The organism is Pseudomonas sp. CFBP 13602 (assembly GCF_014842725.1).
In the GTDB taxonomy this organism is placed as follows: Bacteria; Pseudomonadota; Gammaproteobacteria; order Pseudomonadales; family Pseudomonadaceae; genus Aquipseudomonas; species Aquipseudomonas baltica.
Genome location: NZ_JACYVT010000003.1, coordinates 29,300 through 47,525, shown reverse-complemented (window position 1 = coordinate 47,525; position 18,226 = coordinate 29,300). Strand labels below are relative to the sequence as shown.

General features: G+C 64.2%; 15 protein-coding genes. 6 read left to right on the top strand and 9 right to left on the bottom strand.

Annotated elements, in window-relative coordinates; genetic code table 11:
- Nucleotides 1–185: 185 nt before the first annotated feature.
- On the bottom strand, nucleotides 186–2,240 hold the full coding sequence (locus IFU31_RS06615; RefSeq protein WP_192102580.1) for a S9 family peptidase: 2,055 nt from the start codon (nucleotides 2,238–2,240) through the stop codon (nucleotides 186–188).
- Between the two features lie 33 nt (nucleotides 2,241–2,273).
- Here IFU31_RS06615 and IFU31_RS06610 point away from each other — a divergent pair, with 33 nt between their 5' ends.
- The 3 genes from IFU31_RS06610 to IFU31_RS06600 are packed head-to-tail and all read left to right on the top strand — an operon-like array spanning nucleotide 2,274 to nucleotide 4,235.
- Complete coding sequence (locus IFU31_RS06610) at nucleotides 2,274–2,840, top strand: MFS transporter (protein WP_122474993.1); 567 nt, start codon at nucleotides 2,274–2,276, stop codon at nucleotides 2,838–2,840.
- Between the two features lie 30 nt (nucleotides 2,841–2,870).
- Entirely contained in the window at nucleotides 2,871–3,653 is a 783-nt protein-coding gene (locus tag IFU31_RS06605) for a class II glutamine amidotransferase (protein WP_122474991.1), read from the top strand.
- A 42-nt stretch (nucleotides 3,654–3,695) separates the two neighbouring features.
- Complete coding sequence (locus tag IFU31_RS06600) at nucleotides 3,696–4,235, top strand: DUF2937 family protein (protein WP_185795090.1); 540 nt, start codon at nucleotides 3,696–3,698, stop codon at nucleotides 4,233–4,235.
- 63 nt (nucleotides 4,236–4,298) lie between these two features.
- Here the strand turns inward: IFU31_RS06600 and IFU31_RS06595 are convergent, their stop codons facing one another.
- The 3 genes from IFU31_RS06595 to IFU31_RS06585 form a co-directional block, all read right to left on the bottom strand.
- Nucleotides 4,299–5,477 carry a vWA domain-containing protein gene (locus IFU31_RS06595; RefSeq protein WP_192102579.1) on the bottom strand — a complete coding sequence of 393 codons (1,179 nt, stop codon included), beginning with the start codon at nucleotides 5,475–5,477 and terminating at the stop codon, nucleotides 4,299–4,301.
- Nucleotides 5,478–5,507: 30 nt separating this feature from the next.
- A complete protein-coding gene (locus tag IFU31_RS06590) occupies nucleotides 5,508–6,353 on the bottom strand; it encodes an AAA family ATPase (RefSeq protein WP_056844259.1) in 846 nt (281 codons plus the stop codon).
- Between the two features lie 237 nt (nucleotides 6,354–6,590).
- Entirely contained in the window at nucleotides 6,591–7,667 is a 1,077-nt protein-coding gene (locus IFU31_RS06585; RefSeq protein ID WP_192102578.1) for a DUF748 domain-containing protein, read from the bottom strand.
- A 123-nt stretch (nucleotides 7,668–7,790) separates the two neighbouring features.
- Between IFU31_RS06585 and cysK the strand changes: the two genes are divergently transcribed.
- The 3 genes from cysK (at nucleotide 7,791) to IFU31_RS06570 (ending at nucleotide 12,090) form a co-directional block, all read left to right on the top strand.
- Nucleotides 7,791–8,765: a cysteine synthase A gene (gene cysK / locus IFU31_RS06580; RefSeq protein ID WP_122474984.1), complete on the top strand. Its 975-nt coding sequence runs from the start codon at nucleotides 7,791–7,793 to the stop codon at nucleotides 8,763–8,765.
- 322 nt (nucleotides 8,766–9,087) lie between these two features.
- Nucleotides 9,088–10,026, top strand: a complete 939-nt coding sequence (locus tag IFU31_RS06575; RefSeq protein ID WP_122474982.1) for an aspartyl/asparaginyl beta-hydroxylase domain-containing protein — start codon at nucleotides 9,088–9,090, stop codon at nucleotides 10,024–10,026.
- A gap of 111 nt (nucleotides 10,027–10,137) precedes the next feature.
- On the top strand, nucleotides 10,138–12,090 hold the full coding sequence (locus IFU31_RS06570) for a TonB-dependent receptor domain-containing protein (RefSeq protein ID WP_192102577.1): 1,953 nt from the start codon (nucleotides 10,138–10,140) through the stop codon (nucleotides 12,088–12,090).
- A gap of 13 nt (nucleotides 12,091–12,103) precedes the next feature.
- Here IFU31_RS06570 and IFU31_RS06565 read toward each other — a convergent pair whose 3' ends face one another.
- From IFU31_RS06565 to glcF, 5 genes are all read right to left on the bottom strand, one after another.
- On the bottom strand, nucleotides 12,104–13,432 hold the full coding sequence (locus IFU31_RS06565) for an ATP-binding protein (protein ID WP_192102576.1): 1,329 nt from the start codon (nucleotides 13,430–13,432) through the stop codon (nucleotides 12,104–12,106).
- 29 nt (nucleotides 13,433–13,461) lie between these two features.
- Nucleotides 13,462–14,208: a response regulator transcription factor gene (locus IFU31_RS06560; protein ID WP_192102575.1), complete on the bottom strand. Its 747-nt coding sequence runs from the start codon at nucleotides 14,206–14,208 to the stop codon at nucleotides 13,462–13,464.
- Between the two features lie 112 nt (nucleotides 14,209–14,320).
- Nucleotides 14,321–16,501 (bottom strand): malate synthase G, encoded by a 2,181-nt coding sequence (locus IFU31_RS06555; RefSeq protein WP_192102574.1) that lies wholly within the window; start codon nucleotides 16,499–16,501, stop codon nucleotides 14,321–14,323.
- A gap of 30 nt (nucleotides 16,502–16,531) precedes the next feature.
- Entirely contained in the window at nucleotides 16,532–16,933 is a 402-nt protein-coding gene (locus IFU31_RS06550) for a heme-binding protein (RefSeq protein WP_122474974.1), read from the bottom strand.
- Between the two features lie 59 nt (nucleotides 16,934–16,992).
- Nucleotides 16,993–18,213, bottom strand: coding sequence for a glycolate oxidase subunit GlcF (gene glcF / locus IFU31_RS06545; protein ID WP_192102573.1), 1,221 nt, complete (start codon nucleotides 18,211–18,213; stop codon nucleotides 16,993–16,995).
- Nucleotides 18,214–18,226: the final 13 nt, after the last annotated feature.

The following is an 18,226-nucleotide window of genomic DNA, read 5'->3' as shown; positions in this document are numbered from 1 at the left end:
GTCCAGGTTCACCGCGTCCCTTCAGGCCCACCGCATCCGATGCGCCGCGAACCCTGTAGCAGCGGCGCAAGCCGCGTCCGCGTTCGCCGCGTTCCTTCAGGCCCACCGCATCCGATGCGCCACGAACCCTGTAGCAGCGGCGCAAGCCGCGTCCGGGCTCACCGCGTTCCTTCAGGCACGCCACATCAGGATTGTTTGGGTGTGCCCAGGGCCTTGAGCACGAACGCATATTCCAGGGCCACATCGCGCAGGCCCTGGTAACGGCCGCTCATGCCGCCGTGACCAGCACCCAGTTCGGTCTTCAGCAGCAGCAGGTTGTCGTCGGTCTTGCACGCGCGCAGGCGCGCTACCCACTTGGCGGCTTCCCAATACTGCACACGGCTGTCGTTGTAGCCGGCGACCACCAGCAGGTGCGGATACGCCTGCGCGGTGACGTTCTCGTACGGCGCGTAAGCCTTGATGCGCGCATGCACCTCGGGGTCCTGAGGGTTGCCCCACTCGTCATATTCGGTCACGGTCAGCGGCAGGTCGGGGTCGAGCATGGTGTTGAGCACATCGACGAACGGCACCTCCGCTACCGCCGCCTGGAACAGCTCCGAACGCTGGTTCAACACTGCGCCGATCAACAGGCCGCCCGCGCTGCCGCCACTGATGACCAGCTGCTCGGCGCGCGTCAGCCCCTGCTCGATCAAGTGTTCGGCACAGGCGATGAAATCGCTGAAGGTATTGCCTTTGTGTTCCTGCTTGCCAGCCCGATACCACGCCTCGCCCAACTCGCCGCCGCCGCGCACATGGGCGATGGCAAAGGCAATGCCGCGGTCCAGCAAACTCAACCGCGCATGGGAAAACCACGGATCCAGGCTCTCGCCGTAGGCGCCGTAGCCGTACAGGTACAGCGGTGTGGCCTGCCCAACGAATGCTTTCTTCATCACCAAGCTGATCGGCACCTGAGTGCCGTCTGCGGCGGTGGCCCAGAGGCGCTGGCTGACATAGTCGTCGGCGTCGAACCGACCCAGCACCGGGGTCTGCTTGAGCACCACTTGGGCGCCGTCGCGCAGGTTCAGTTGGCGAACCTGGCCAGGCCGGTTCAAGGCCTCGTAGCGCAAGCGAATCTGCTCGCTGGCAAACTCCAGGCTGTCAGAGACATACAGGCTGTATGCGGCATCCGGCAGTTGCACCGGGTAGGGCGCCAGGCCCTGGGCATGGACTTCGATGATCGGCAGGCCGCGCGCGCGCAGGCTCAAGGTGAAGGCAGCGGCATTGAGGGTCACCCCTTCGAGCATCACATCGTCACGGTGTGGGATCAGCGTTCGCCACTGCTCGCGAGTCGGCGCCGCGCCCGTGTCGGCGGCCTGGTACAAGGCGAAGTTGATGCCCGACTGGTTGCTGCGGATGAACCAGGCCCAGGCACCGTCGAGTTGGCCGTGATCCGGATAGTACTCATGGTCCTCGACCCTTGGCGCCAGGCAGGTGAAATCCCCTGCAGGCTGGTCGGCATCCAGCACCCACGCTTCGCTGGTGGTCTTGCTGTTGAGCAGCAGGATCAGCTGGCGCTCGGAACTGGAACGGTAGCAGTGCAGGAAGAAACGCCCATCGTTCTCCTCGAACACCTGCTCGGCGCCGTCGCTGCCCAAGGTGTGGCGGTGCAGCCGGTGAGGGCGGTGGGTTTCGTCCAGTTCACCGAAGAACAGGGTCTGGCTGTCATTGGCCCAGGTCATGCTGCCGTCGCAATCCTCGAAAGGCAGCTCGACCACCGCATCGTTGCCCAGCTCCTTGACGAACAGGCGGTAGATCTCGTCGCCACTGGTGTCCAGGCTGTAGGCCAGGCGCTGGTGGTCAGGGCTGATGTTGAACGCGCCCATCGACAGGAAGCCACCGTTGGCCAGCACGTTAGGGTCCAGCAGCAACTGCTCGGAGTGCTCGTCGACCTGGGTCGAGCCGTCGTCCGGGCGTGCGCAGCGATAGTGCCGCGGGTACTCGTCGCCGGCCGTGGTGCGGGTGTAGTACAACCACGGCCCCCACGGCGAGGCCAGGGACAGGTCGGTTTCGCGGATGCGCCCCTTTATTTCCTCGAACAATTGCTCGCGCAGCTCGGCCTGGTCGGCCAGTTGTGCATCCTGCCAGGCGTTCTCGGCCTTGAGGTAGTCGAGCACGTCGGCGCGGTCGCGCACCTGCAGCCAGGCGTAGGGGTCGTCACCGGGGGCGACATGGGCGATGGGGGCGACGATAGGCTGGGACATGAGCGGCTCTCTTGGCGCGGGTGCTGGCGGTGCATGCCTCGGGGGCACGACAACAGCAGCGCCGGGCAGGCGAAAAGCCGTTATCATAAGCGCCTATTTGCCTGCCATGCCACGGACACCATGACCGAGAACGACTATTTCCTCGCCTGGGGTATCTACGCCTTCGCCGCCCTGGGCTGCATTCTGGTGTGGTTTCGTATCACCCGCTGGATGTGGCGCTACCTGCGCGAGCCCTTGCGCCTGCTCGGCGTGGTGCTGCTGCTGACGCCCACCGTGGTCGACCCGGCCCGCGACCTGCTGGCCCCGGCCGTGGCGATCAGCGCCCTGGAGCTGTTGTTCAAGATGGGCGGCAGTGCCTGGGGCGCGATTTCCGACCTGACCATGGCCGCAGTGATTGCCTTGGGCGTGTACGTGATTTTCGCCCTGGTGCGCCTGCCGTTCCTGCGCAAGGCCCAGGCCCGGCGCCTGGCGCAGGCTGAAGCAGACGCCGCTCGGCACGATGGCGATGCCGCCGCGGCTGCGCGGCCCATCGAGCCGCGCGAAGAACGTCCGGTGCCCACGCCGCCACGCGACAACCTGCGGGTCGAACCGCGCATCTGAATCCACGTTCCATCGTCTCGAGTACCGTGCATGTGTGAACTTCTGGGCATGAGTGCCAACGTACCGACCGATATCGTTTTCAGCTTCACCGGCCTGATGCAGCGCGGCGGCCGCACCGGTCCGCACCGCGACGGCTGGGGCATCGCTTTCTATGAAGGCCGTGGCCTGCGCCTGTTCCAGGACCCGACCGCGAGCAGCGAGTCGGAAGTGGCGCAGCTGGTGCAGCGCTATCCGATCAAGAGCGAAGTGGTCATCGGCCACATTCGCCAGGCCAACGTCGGCAAGGTCTGCCTGGCCAATACCCATCCCTTCGTGCGTGAGCTGTGGGGACGCAACTGGTGCTTCGCCCACAATGGCCAACTGGCCGAGTTCAACCCGCGCGCCGATTTCTACCGCCCCGTGGGTGATACCGACAGCGAAGCGGCGTTCTGCGACCTGCTCAACCGCGTCCGCGAATGCTTTCCCGAGCCGGTCGAGTTCGAGCGCCTGCTGCCTATCCTCGTGCAGGCCTGCGAGCAGTACCGTGGGCAGGGTGTATTCAACTGCCTGCTCAGCGATGGCGACTGGCTGTTCTGCTTCTGTTCGACCAAGCTGGTGCACATCACCCGGCGGGCACCTTTCGGTCCGGCACGCCTCAAAGACGTGGACGTGATCGTCGATTTCCAGGCCGAGACCACGCCTGACGATGTGGTGACGGTGATCGCCACCGAGCCGCTGACCGAGAACGAAACCTGGAACCGCTACGCGCCCGGCAACTGGGGCCTGTGGCGCCAGGGCGAGTGCGTGGCCACCGGACAGGCGCAGCCTGCCTGATACCCCACCGTGGCCCTGCCACCTTTGACTGAGAGGACGTTCATGCTGCGAAGCTACCTGCGACTTGTGCTGTTTGCCGTCGGCTTGCTGGTGGGTGTGCAAGTGCCCGGCGTGATCAACGACTACAGCCAGCGGGTCGAGGCCCATCGGCTCGAAGCGCAGCAGAGCCTGCGTGGTTTCAGCGAGACCGCGCAGCGCTTCTTCAATGGCGACCTGCAGGCGCTGGTGGCGCACTACCGTGCCAGTGAAGACCCGGTGTTCCGCAGCGACGCCGCCAGCATCGGCGCGCTGCTGGCCCGCAACCAGTTGCTGGAACGCGAGTGGCAAGCGCTGCAAGGGCCCTGGTATGCGAAAGCCTGGCATGTGGTGGCCCAGGCCGATCCGCAATTGCGCCAGGAAACCTTGAATGGCTACAGTTATCAGGTGCTGCTGGCGCCTGAGGCAATTGCCTGGGGCATCGCCTGTGCCCTGGTGCTGGCCTGGGTGGTGGAATGCATCATCCTGTTCATCGGCTGGACCCTGTGGTTCGGCCGCCGCCGTGCCAAACCCGTGGCCGAGCCCCTGGTACGCCGCGAACGCTAGAGCGTGCTCCTACTTTCACCTTAGGAGCGGTCAGCGGCCGCGAACGACCTCACGCAACACCTCTCACTTGGCCAGGTAGCGCATCCCGTCTTCCAGGCCACTCAGGGTCAGCGGGTACATTCGTTGTTCCACCAGATCGCGAATGATGTGCGTCGACGCCGTGTACCCCCAGGTGTTCTCGGGGTAGGGATTGATCCAGATCAGTTTGCGGTAGGTCTGCATGAACCGCTGCAACCAGACCAGCCCCGCTTCTTCGTTCCAATGCTCGACGCTACCGCCCGGATGGGTGATCTCGTAGGGAGCCATGGCGGCGTCGCCGATAAACACCACCTTGTAGTCGGGGCCGTACTTGTGCAGCAGGTCGTGGGTGCTGATGCGCTCGGCGTTGCGACGCTGGTTGTCCTTCCAGACCGTCTCGTAGACACAGTTGTGGAAGTAGAAATACTCGAGGTGCTTGAACTCGGTACGGCAGGCCGAGAACAGCTCCTCGCAGACCTTGACGTGGGCGTCCATCGAACCGCCGATATCGAACAGCAGCAACAGCTTCACGTTGTTGCGCCGCTCGGGACGCAACTGGATGTTGAGCAGCCCGCCATCGCGTGCGGTGTGGTCGATGGTGCCGTCGATGTCCAGCTCTTCGGCCGCCCCTTGCCGGGCAAACTGGCGCAATCGACGCAGTGCCACCTTGATGTTGCGCGTACCCAGTTCCACGCCGTCGTCCAGGTTTCGGTACTCGCGCTGATCCCAGACCTTCACCGCCTTGCCCTGGCGCTCGCCGGCATCGCCCACGCGAATGCCTTCGGGGTGATAGCCACCCGAGCCGAACGGACTGGTGCCGCCGGTGCCGATCCACTTGCTGCCGCCGGCATGCCGGCCTTTCTGTTCCTCCAGGCGCTGCTTGAAGGCCTCGATCAGCTTGTCCAGCCCGCCCAGGGACTGGATCTGCGCACGTTCCTCGGCGCTCAACGAGCGCTCGAACTCCTTGCGCAGCCATTCTTCCGGGATCAGTGCTTCGAGGTGTTGATCGAGGTGCTGCAGACCATTGAAATAGGCTGAAAACGCCCGGTCGAATTTGTCGAAGTGACGTTCGTCCTTGACCAGTATCGCCCGCGCCAGAAAGTAGAATTCGTCCATGTCGGCGAACGTCACGCGATGTTCCAGGGCATTGATCAGGTCGAGCAGCTCACGCACCGACACAGGTACCTTGGCCGCGCGCATTTCATTGAACAGGTTGAGCAGCATGGCGCACGCCCTCGCAGTCGAAAAGGGAGATCAGCGATTGCCGCGCCGGCTCATGAACGCCAGGCGTTCGAGCAATTGCACGTCCTGTTCGTTCTTGACCAGTGCACCGGCCAGCGGTGGGATGGCCTTGGTCGGATCACGCTCGCGCAGCACGGCTTCGCCGATGTTGTCGGCCATCAGCAGTTTGAGCCAGTCGACCAGCTCGGAGGTGGAGGGCTTCTTTTTCAGGCCGGGCACCTTGCGCACGTCGAAGAACACGTCCAGGGCTTCGGCCACCAGGGTTTTCTTGATGTCGGGGTAGTGTACGTCGACGATGCGTTGCAGGGTCGTGCGGTCGGGAAAGGCGATGTAGTGGAAGAAGCAGCGACGCAGGAATGCGTCGGGCAGCTCCTTTTCGTTGTTGGAGGTAATGATGATGATCGGGCGATGACGGGCCTTGATGGTTTCGTTGGTCTCGTAGACATAGAACTCCATCTTGTCGAGTTCCTGCAGCAGGTCGTTGGGGAACTCGATGTCGGCCTTGTCGATTTCATCGATCAGCAGGATGACCCGCTCGTCCGCCTCGAACGCCTCCCACAGCTTGCCTTTCTTCAGGTAGTTGCGCACATCGTGGACCTTGTCCACGCCCAGTTGCGAGTCGCGCAGGCGGCTGACCGCATCGTACTCGTACAGCCCCTGGTGGGCTTTGGTGGTGGACTTGATGTGCCAGGTGATCAGGCGCGCGCCGAAGGACTCGGCCAGTTGTTCGGCCAGCATGGTTTTGCCAGTGCCTGGCTCGCCCTTGACCAGCAGGGGTCGTTGCAGGGTGATCGCGGCATTGACCGCCAGCTTGAGGTCGTCGGTGGCGACATAGGCGGGAGTGCCTTCGAACTTCATGGGGCTGTCCTCGGTGATCAAAAGTGGTGGCCGACTATATAGCGCAACGAGCTGCTTGTGGTGTGCCAGAAGGCTTGGCGCAACCCCCGTAGGAGCGGTCAGTGGCCGCGAACGGTGCCACGCGGTGCGCCAGATACACTGCAGCGCCTGGTTCGCGGCCAAAGACCGCTCCTACGAGAAAACCCAAGGAGAGCGGCTGGCCCTCTGCCCGCGAAGGGGCCAGGCCTGTCAATCACCTCATTGCTGCTTCGGCGGCGCCTGTTCGTAGCGTGCATTGAAAGCCTGCACGAACCCGTTGCGCAAGATCTGCCAGAACGCCTGCAACGGGCTGATGTCCTGACGATGCACATTGCCGCTGAGTTCGACCCGGGTCGCGAACTGGTTCTGCGACTGGTTTTTCAATACCGTCTCGGTCCCGCCCACCACGGCCTCCCAGATGGAACGCAAGATGCCCTTGTCCTTGTTCTCGACGTCCTGTTGCCAGTTGAACACGTCGACATTGTGCAACAGCGGTTTGATGTAACCGCTCAAACGGGCGTTGTCGGCGTCGGCCTCGATCACGATGTCGCCACTGCCGGCGTTGAAATCGAACTTGCCATAGGCACCCGAGAAATCGTTGAGCCGACGCAACTCGATGCTGGTGGCGCGCAAGCGGAATTCGAAGTCTTCGAAGTTGCTGAACGGATCGAACGTGGCGGTGCTTTCAATGGGGGCCTGGCCGAACAGCTTGGCGTGGCCTTCGAAACGCGCATCGCGCTTGCCTTCGAGGTCCTCGACATTGGTCAGGTTGTACAGGCTGGCGTTGACCTGGGTGGCGCTGAGGTTGACCTGCGGTTTGGACGAGAAATTGCGGAAGCTGATCTTGCCATCGTTGACCCGCACTTCGTTCAAGGTGATCGGCAGCAGCTTGTTCATCTGGTCGCGCCAGTCGGTGCCGGCACCGGTCTGGGTGGCCTGCTTGTTGGTACCACCGTCGACGAAGTTGAGCTCGGGGCGCAGGAATTCCACGTGTGCGACCACAGCATGCTTGTTCCACAGGGCGTGCCAGCTCACCGCGATATCGATCACCGGCGCATCGAGCAGCGGCACGGGCACTTTGCCGGAGGTCTTGACGATCTGCAGGCCGTTGATCTGATAGGCGCCGCGCCACCAGGCCAGGTCCACATCGCTGACACGGCCTTTGTAGTCGCCCATGTCGGCCAGCTTGTCGTTCAGGTAGTCGCGCACCAGATAGGGCAGGGCGATGTGCAGCCCCAGCACCAATACGACCAGGCCGGTCACGGTCCATAGCGGCCAGCTGTAACGACGTTTCATGGCAGACTCTCCAGAACGATAGTTAGCGATTGACTGTCCACAGTCTCATCCGTTCGCTGGACTCGCCCCCATCGCGGGCTTAACCTTGGATTTTTCCTGCTGCAGCACAAGGACCCTTACGCCATGAGCCGCATTTACGCCGACAACGCCCATTCCATTGGCAACACGCCGTTGGTGCAGATCAACCGCATCGGCCCGCGCGGGGTGACCCTGCTGGCCAAGATCGAGGGGCGCAACCCTGGCTACTCGGTCAAGTGCCGCATTGGCGCGAGCATGATCTGGGACGCTGAAAGCTCGGGCAAGCTCAAGCCGGGCATGACCATCGTCGAGCCGACGTCGGGCAATACCGGCATCGGCCTGGCATTCGTGGCCGCTGCGCGCGGCTACAAGCTCATGCTGACCATGCCCGCGTCCATGAGCCTGGAGCGCCGCAAGGTGCTCAAGGCGCTGGGTGCCGAACTGGTGCTGACCGAGCCGGCCAGGGGCATGAAGGGCGCCATCGAAAAGGCAGGGGAGATCGTCGCCAGTGATCCGGAGCTGTATTTCATGCCCCAGCAGTTCGACAACCCGGCCAATCCGGCGATTCATGAAAAGACCACCGGGCCGGAGATCTGGAACGACACCGACGGCGCCGTCGATGTGCTGGTGGCAGGTGTGGGCACAGGCGGCACGATTACCGGCATCTCGCGCTACATCAAGCACGTCCAGGGCAAGTCGATTCTCAGCGTCGCGGTCGAACCGCTGGGTTCGCCCATCATCACCCAGGCCATGGCCGGCCAGGAAATCAGCCCGGCACCCCACAAGATTCAGGGCATCGGCGCCGGCTTCATCCCGAAGAACCTCGACCTGTCGCTGGTGGATCGGGTCGAGCTGGTCAGCGACGACGAAGCCAAGGCCATGGCGCGGCGCCTGATGCAGGAGGAGGGCATCCTCTGCGGTATTTCCTGTGGCGCGGCCATGGCGGCCGCGGCCAAGCTGGCGGAAAAGCCGGAAATGCAGGGCAAGACCATCGTGGTGATCCTGCCCGATTCGGGCGAGCGTTACCTGTCGAGCATGCTGTTCAGCGACCTGTTCACCGAAACCGAACTGCAGGCTTGATCGCTGTTGTGTGACGGCTGACGCCTTCGCGGCCGATGACCGCTCCTACGGGTATACGCCACCCCCGTAGGAGCGGCCCGCGGCCGCGAAAGCCACGCCGCGGTATATCTGACACACCGCGCTGGCCTATTCGCGGCCGATGACCGCTCCTACGGGTATACGCCACCTCCGTAGGAGCGGTCCGCGGCCGCGAAAGCCGCGCTGCGGAACAGCTGACACACCGCGGTGCCTTCTTGCAGCCCGACCGCTGCCCGACGCCTTTCATTTCCAGTCGGGCCACCAGGGTTTATCATGGCGCACTGCCCACTCGAGGATCCGCTCCATGACCCTTTCCTTCGCCGCCAAGGCTGCCGTCTTGCTGCTGTTCATCGGCAGCACGCTCTACGTGCACCTGCGGGGCAAGGCGCGTCTGCCGGTGTTGCGCCAGTTCGTCAACCACTCGGCCCTGTTCGCTCCCTACAACGCCTTGATGTACCTGTTCTCCAGCGTGCCGTCCAAACCCTACCTGGACCGCAGCAAATTCCCGGAGCTGGATGTGCTCAAGGACAACTGGCAGGTCATCCGCGACGAGGCCATGCACCTGTTCGACGAGGGCTACATCCGCGCCGCCGAAAAGAACAACGATGCCGGTTTCGGCTCGTTCTTCAAGAAAGGCTGGAAGCGTTTCTACCTCAAGTGGTACGACAAATCCCTGCCGTCGGCCGACGCGCTGTGCCCGCGCACCGTCGAACTGGTCAACAGCATCCCCAACGTCAAGGGCGCAATGTTCGCGCTATTGCCGGGCGGCAGCCACCTCAACCCGCATCGCGACCCCTTTGCCGGATCGCTGCGCTACCACCTGGGCCTGTCGACCCCAAACTCCGATGCCTGCCGCATTTTCGTGGACGGTGAGGAATACGCCTGGCGCGATGGCGACGACGTGATGTTCGACGAAACCTACGTGCATTGGGTGAAGAACGAGACCGAGCACACCCGGGTCATCTTGTTCTGCGACATCGAACGCCCGCTGAGCAACCGCTTCATGGCGAGCCTGAACAAGCGCGTCAGTGCCTTTCTGGGGCGTGCCACCGCACCGCAGAATCTGGACGACGAACGCGTGGGCGGCATCAACCAGGCCTATGCCTGGAGCAAGACCTTCAGCGATCGCTTCAGTGGCAAGGTCAAGCAGTTCAAGCGCGCCAATCCCAAGGCCTACCGAGTGTTGCGCCCGGTGCTGGCAGTGGTCGTGCTGACGGCGCTGGGTTACTGGCTGTTCGGCTGACCGCTCGGCCAGCCCTAACACCGCAAATCTGGACCCTGTCACACCTTGTCCAACCTTCGTGCCTGAGGATGCATACGATTCGCTTTTACAACAGAATCGTAGGGAAGTTCCATGCATCCTCCACTTTCCTTGCGGCCCTTGGCCGCAATGATCGCCCTGGCCGCTGCCGGGCTGGCGCAAGCCGAACCGATCGAACTGGCTGCACCGACCGTCCTCGACGAGGTCGTGGTCACGGCGTCGGGCTTCGAGCAAAGCGTGGAGAATGCCCCGGCCTCCGTCACCATCATCACCGGCGATGAGCTGCGCAAAAAATCCTACAACGACCTTGGTGACGCCGTACGCAACATCGAGGGGGTCGTCGTCAACGGCGGCGCCAACGAAACCGATATCTCCATCCGCGGCATGCCACCGGACTACACCCTGATTCTGGTCGACGGCAAACGCCAGAGCAGCCGTGAAACCCGGGTCAACGGCAACCGTGGCTACGAGCAGAGCTTCGTCCCACCGGCCGAAGCCATCGAGCGGATCGAAGTGGTCCGCGGACCGATGTCTTCGCTGTACGGCTCGGACGCCATCGGTGGCGTGATCAACATCATCACCCGCAAGGTCTCCACCCAGTGGGGCGGCTCGGTTTCCTACGATTACGCCGCGCGTCAGCACAGCGACCAGGGCAATTCGCGGCAGACCCAGTTCTACCTCAACGGCCCATTGGTGGAGAAATACCTGGGGGTACAGGTCTGGGGCCGTTACCTCGACCGCCAGGCCGATGACGACGTGGAACTCACCAACGGTTTCACCAAGGCCGACCACAAGGACCTCACCGCACGCCTGGCCTTCACGCCTACCGAGGATCACGACATCCTCCTGGAAGGCGGCGCCACGCGCCTGAAGAACGGCGACGGTACCAGCGTCAACTGGGCCACCCGCGAGCAGGAAAACAACCGCGATCATTATTCCATCTCGCATCAGGGTCGCTGGGGCTGGGCCACCTCGGACGTGTCCCTGGCTTACGAGAAAGCCAGCCGCGAAGGCAAGGCGGCAGCCAACCAGCCGGAGATTCTCGGACGCAAGCCGGTGGTGGAAAACACCGTGCTCGATGCCAAGCTGGTCATCCCCACGGCCTACAACATCACCACCACCGGGTTGCAATGGAACCGCGCCAAACTCACCGACTGGAACCAAGGCTTGATGGACGGCCGCGACTATGAATTTTCGGTGACCCAGAAAGCGCTGTTCGCCGAGAACGAATGGTCGGTGACCGACGATTTCGCCCTGACCACCGGTGCCCGGGTGGACGAGCACGAGCAATACGGCACCCACGTCAGCCCACGGATCTACGGAGTATGGCGCGCCACCCCGGACTGGACTTTCAAGGGCGGCGTTGCGCGCGGCTTCAAGGCTCCGGAGATTCGCGCAGTGGTGCCCGGCTACGCCACCATTCGCCGCAACACCTACGTCAACCTCGGCAACCCGGACCTCAAGCCGGAAACCAGCACCAACTACGAGCTGTCGGCGCTGTGGTCCAATCGCAACGACCTGTCGGCCGGGGCCACGGTGTTCCACAACGTCTTCAAGGACAAACTGTCCACGGAAAACACCGCGCGGCGCTGGAACGGCTACATCGTCCAGGACCGCATCAACGTCGACGAAGCGACGATCACCGGTGCCGAGGTCAACGGACGCTGGGACATCACTCGCGCGGTGGCGCTGAAGGGCAACTACACCTACACCGACTCGGAGCAGAAGAGCGGCAGCAATGCCGGCGCACCGCTGTCGCTGACACCCGAGCACAAGGCCAATATCAGCGCCGACTGGACCCTGTCTGACCGCGCCCAGGCCTGGGCCTCGGTCAACTACTATGGCCAGGAATACGGCACCACCTTGAGCGGCGAACCGGCACCGGCCTATACCACCGCAGACGTTGGCGGCTCGTACGAGCTGACCCGCGACATCACCCTCAAGGCCGCGGTGTACAACGTCGCCGACAAGCGCCTGGACGACGACACCTACGGCACGGTCAATTACGGCCGTACCTTCTGGATGGGTACCACGCTGCGCTTCTGATACCCGCCGACGTTCAGCCTGGCAGGCGCACCAGGGCTGCCAGCCCCGGTGCGCGGTTTTCCAGCAGCAGTTCGCCGCCGTGGGCCTGTACGCAGGCGCGGGCAATCGCCAGGCCCAGGCCCAACCCGCCTCCCTGGCTGGGGTCGGCCCCGCCCTTGCCCAGTTGCACGAATGGCTCGAACACCTGTTGCAACCAGCCAGCGTCGATCCCCGGGCCGTGGTCGCGGATCTCGATGCACAGCCCACCCGAATCTTCGCGGTACAGGCGCAATCGCGCATCGCCGCCATGGCGCAAGGCGTTGTCGATCAGGTTGGTCAGGGCGCGCTTGAGCGCCAGTGGTCGGCAGCGACACGTCACGGGGGGCGAACCCGCCCACTCGACGGGCGTGCCCAAGGTCTGGTAGCGCCGCGCCAGGTCTTCCAGCAGATCACTCAGCGACACCTCGGTAGTCGCTTCCTGCACCGCATCGCCGCGCACGAAATTCAGCGTTTCACTGACCATTGCCCGCAACTCGTCGAGGCTATCGAGCATGTCCCCGCGCAGGGTCGGGTCCTCCAGCAGCTCGACCTGCAGGCGCAACTCGGTGATGGGTGTGTTGAGGTCGTGGCTGAGGGCGGCCAGCATGCGCGTGCGGCCTTCGACATGCCGGGCGATCCGCGCCTGCATCACATTGAACGCCAGCGTCAGTTCCCGGGCTTCGCGCGGGCCGGACAGCGGCAGCGGTGCGATCCATTCGCCACGGCTGACCCGTTCGGTGGCCAGGGCCAGGCGCCTCACGGGCGCGACCACCCGGCGCATGAAGAAAGCCACGATCAACAATACCGGAATGGTGCTGACCGGCACGCTGTAGGCCAGCAGTCGGCCCCATTCGTAGGCACCGGCCGGTGCCTGCTCGGCATTGAGCTGTGCACCGTTGGGCAGGCTTATCGAGCTGCGCAGGCGCAGCGCTTCCCAACCGGCGCGCTTGAACAGGTGCTCACGGGCAGGGCCGCCATTGCGTCGCTCCAGTTGCAGGACGACCACGGTGTTGTGCTGCAAGCCCAGCCGCTGGCGCACGGCCGTGGCCAGGCGCTGTTCTTCGCTGTGCATGACGAACGGCTGGACTTCGGCGTCGGGGGCGATCCAGAAACGGGTATCGGCAGTGGTCATGGCCTCGAGCAGGTGCTGCGCAGCGGCCGGGGGCAGATCGCGGGCGGCGTGGTAGGCGCTGGCCAGCCGCTCGACCACCAGCGTGCGCGACAGCGGGTGCACCAGCGAGCCGGTGCGTTGCAGCAGCAGCACGGCAATCAGGTTGGACGCCAGCAGTGCCAGCAGCAGCAGTACCGCCAGTTGGCGAGCCATGGTCTGGGGCCATGCTTTGCGCAGGCGCTTCATCCGGGCTGCTGGGCGACGTTGGCCGCCAGGCGATAGCCGCCACCCCACACCGTTTGCAGCAACAGGGGCTGCAGGGCGCTGTCGTCCAGCTTGCGACGCAGGCGGCTGATCTGCCGGTCGATGGCGCGATCGAACAGATCGCTGCCGGGCCGCGAGGTCAGTTCGATCAAGCGTTCGCGACCCAGCACGGTATTGGGATGATCCAGGAAGACTTCCAGCAAACGGCCTTCCACGGTGCTCAAGCGTACCTGGCTTCGATCTCGGCGGGTCAGCGTGTTACAGCCGCTGCGAAAGCTCAGGTCGGCGAACTGGTAGCAGCGCAAGGGCGCTGGCTGGGCTGGCGGCACGGCCGTCACCGTTGTGCCCAAGGTGCCACGCCGGCGCAGCACGCTGTGGATGCGCGCCACCAGTTCACGCGGCTCGAAGGGTTTGACCACGTAGTCGTCGGCTCCGGCATCCAGGCCCTGAACGCGGTCGGCGCAGGCATCGCGCGCGGTCAACAGGATGACCGCCGCCGTGGACTTGTGCGCCAGCGTGCGACACAGCTCGAACCCATCGCCGTCGGGCAGCATCACATCGAGGATCAGTACGTCGAACACGTCCTGCTTGAGCAGCGCCCACATGCCAGCTGCGTCTTCGGTGGTGCGCACGTCGAAACCGAAGCGGCGCAGGTAGATGGCCAGCGGCTCGCGGATCTTGCGGTGGTCATCGACCACCAGCAAACGAGGAGAGGAAGGATTCATGATGATTGCGTTCGCGGATGATTCTCATTCGGAACGCGATACTACAGCAAGCGGGAAACCGCCGCAGCAGTGCCGGGACAGGTCGGCGACAACCTTCCTATCCCGGCCGATGTCACGCCTGGGCGTTCTTGAATGCCAGGCGGAACCGGTGCAGCAACGGCTCGGTGTAGCCACTGGGCTGTTCGCCGCCCTGGAACACCAGCGCACTGGCCGCCGTGAAGGCCACCGAGCTCTGGAAGTCGGTCGCCATGGGGCGGTACGACGCGTCTCCGGCATTCTGCTGGTCGACCACCTTGGCCATGCGCTCCAGGGTTTCGACGATCTGCTCGCGGCTGACCACGCCGTGGAGCAGCCAGTTGGCCAGGTGCTGGCTGGAAATACGCAGGGTCGCGCGGTCTTCCATCAGCCCGACGTCGTGGATGTCCGGCACCTTGGAGCAACCGATGCCCTGTTCAACCCAGCGCACCACATAGCCCAGCAAGCCTTGGGCATTGTTGTCCAGTTCCTGACGGATCTCGTCCGCACTCCATTGCGCATTGGCTACCACCGGGATGGTCAGCAGGTTGTCCAGCAGGGCATCGTGCTCGCCTGCTGCGTCGATCTGCTCCAGGGTCTGCTGCACCTCACTGACGTTCACCTGATGATAGTGCAGGGCGTGCAACGTGGCCGCAGTGGGCGAGGGCACCCAGGCGGTGTTCGCGCCGGCCTTGGGGTGGCCGATCTTCTGCACCAGCATGTCGGCCATCAGGTCGGGCATCGCCCACATGCCCTTGCCGATCTGAGCCTTGCCGCGCAAGCCGCAGGCCAGTCCGGTGAGCATGTTGTTGCGCTCGTACGCGGCAATCCAGGCACTGCCCTTCATGTCACCCTTGCGCATCATCGGCCCAGCCTGCATGGCGCTGTGGATCTCGTCGCCGGTGCGGTCGAGGAAGCCGGTGTTGATGAACGCCACGCGGGTCGAGGCTGCGCCAATGCAGGCCTTGAGGTTCACCGAGGTGCGGCGTTCCTCGTCCATGATGCCGATCTTCAGGGTATTGCGCGAAAGCTGGAGCAGGTCTTCGATGGCAGCGAACAGCTTGTCCGCGAAGGCCACCTCGGCCGGGCCGTGCATCTTCGGCTTGACGATATAAAGGCTGCCGGTGCGCGAGTTGCCCTTGCGCTCCAGGTCGTAGCGTCCGATCAGGCTGGTGACCACGCCGTCCAGGATACCCTCGGGGATCTCCCGGCCTTCATCGTCGAGAATTGCCGGATTGGTCATCAGGTGCCCGACGTTGCGGATCAACAACAGCGAACGGCCGTGCAGGGTCAACCCGCCGCCTGCCGGCGTGTGGTACTGACGGTCCGGATTGAGCCGGCGGGTGATGCGCTGGCCGCCTTTTTCCAGCTCCTCGGTCAGATCGCCGCGCATCAGGCCCAGCCAGTTGCGATAGATCGCCACCTTGTCGCTGGCATCCACCGCCGCCACCGAGTCCTCGCAGTCGATGATGGTCGAAAGGGCCGCTTCGAGCAGCAGGTCCTTCACGCCTGCCGCGTCGGTACGTCCGATCGGTGAGGTCGGGTCGATCTGGATTTCGATGTGCAGGCCATGATGCTTGAGCAGCACGGCAACCGGTTGCTGCGCATCGCCCTGGAAGCCGACGAACTGGCTCGGCTCGGCCAGCGCGCTGACGCTGCCGTCGACCAGGCTCACCTGCAACTGGCCACCCTCGATCCGGTAGCCGTTGGCGTCGCGGTGCGATCCGTTGGCCAGCGGGGTGCTCTGGTCGAGCAGGGCGCGGGCGAAGGCAATCACGCGGTCGCCGCGAACCTGGTTGTAGCCTTGGCCCTTGCTTGCGCCATCGCTTTCCGGGATGGCGTCGGTGCCATACAGCGCGTCGTACAGCGAGCCCCAGCGGGCATTGGCCGCGTTCAGGGCGTAGCGGGCATTGGTCGACGGCACCACCAGTTGCGGGCCGGCCACCCGGGCGATCTCGTCATCGACATCGCAGGTGCTGATCTCGACGCGGTCGGGCTGTGTCAGCAGGTAGCCGATGGACTGCAGGAAGCTGCGGTAGGCAGCCGGGTCCTGGATCGGTCCGGGGTGGGCGCGGTGCCAGTTGTCCAGTTCGGTCTGCAAGCGATCGCGCTCGGCCAGCAGCAGGCGGTTCTGCGGCGCGAATTCATGGACCAAGGCGTCGAAGCCGGTCCAGAACGCTTCGGATTCCAGCCCGCTGCCAGGCAATACTTCGTTCTCGATGAAATCGTACAGGGTGGCGTCGACCTGCAGACGCTGGGCTCTCATGCGGTGCTTCATTGCAGTCTCCTCGAATACGGGGGCGGGAATTCAGACCAGGGCAGCGGCGCCGGCCTTGGCGACCTGCGCATCCTCACCGGGCTTGACCCCGGACACGCCGACCGCGCCGATGACCTGGCCTTCGTGGATCAGTGGCACGGCACCTTCCAGGCAGGTCATGAGGTTACCCGACAGGAACGCGGTACGTCCGTTGTTGACCATCTCTTCGAACACTACCGATTCCTTGCGCCCCAGGGCCGAGGTGCGCGCCTTGCCCGGCGCGATGTAGGCCGTGCTGGCAGCGGCGCCGTCCAGGCGTTCGAACGCCAGCAGATGGCCACCGTCGTCGACCACGGCAATGCCCACTGCCCAGTTGTTCTTCTGCGCTTCGGCGCGTGCTGCGGCGAGGATGCGGATGACGTCTTCGTGGCCAAGAATCGCTTTGCTTTGCATGGGCTTCTCCAGTTCTATTGTCGAGAGGTTCAAAGTGCAGTGCATTCAAAAATATGGGGTCAGTCGGCCATGGCCTGTTCGACCAGTTCGATCCAGTGCCGTACCGGGGTGCGCGCGGCCCCGTCCAGATGGTTCTGGCAACCGATGTTGGCAGTGGCGATCACCTGGGGTGCGCCGCTTTCCAGGGCATTGAGGCGATTGTCGCGCAACTGCCGCGACAACACCGGCTGAGTCACCGAGTAGGTACCCGCGGACCCGCAGCACAGGTGGCCGTCCGGTACGTCGGTCAAATGAAAGCCCAGCCGACGCAGCAGGTGTTCGGTCACGCCACCCAGCTTCTGCGCATGTTGCAATGTACACGGGCAGTGAAAGGCCAGGCGCAGGTCGGTATGAACGGCCAGTTGCTCCACCGGCTCGTCGCGCAACACTTCGACCAGGTCCTTGGCCAGGCGGCTGACCGTCTGGGCCTTCGCTGCGTAGGCCGGATCCTGTTCCAGCAGGTGGCCATAATCCTTGATGAAAGCACCACAGCCACTGGCTGTCTGCACGATGGCTTCGGCGCCTGCTTCGATTGCAGGCCACCAGGCGTCGATGTTGTGTCGGGCGCGCTGCAGGCCACGGGCCTGGTCGTCCAGATGGTAATCCACCGCGCCGCAGCAAGCGGCCTGGCGAACCGCCGTGACGCTGATGCCCAGGCGGTCCAGCACTCGCGCGGCGGCGGCATTGGTGTTGGGCGACAGCCCGGGCTGCACACAGCCTTCGAGCATCAGCACCCTACGCGCGTGCCGCGTGGCAGGCCGCGGCACGGCAGCATGCACCTGACGCGGCAGCTTGTCCTTTAGGCGTTGCGGCAGCAGTGGACGAAAGGTCTGGCCGAGCTGGATCAGCGTCTTGAAAGCGGTCGGGTGCGGGGCCAGCGCACGCAGACCGCCGCGCAGCCAGCGTTGCTCGACCGGCCGCGGCACCGCCTGATCCACCACAGCACGGCCAATGTCCAGCAAGTTGTGGTAGTCCACCCCCGAAGGGCAGGTGGTCTCGCAGTTGCGGCAGCTCAGGCAGCGATCGAGGTGCTGCTGCGTGTGCGCCGTCACCTCGTGGCCTTCGAGCACCTGCTTGATCAAATAGATGCGCCCGCGCGGGCCGTCCAGTTCGTCGCCCAGCAGTTGATAGGTAGGGCAGGTGGCATTGCAGAAGCCGCAGTGCACGCAGCTGCGCAGAATGCGCTCGGCTTCCTCGGTACGCGGCAGCAGGCGGGCCTGATCACTCAATTGGGTCTGCATGGGTTCACGGCTC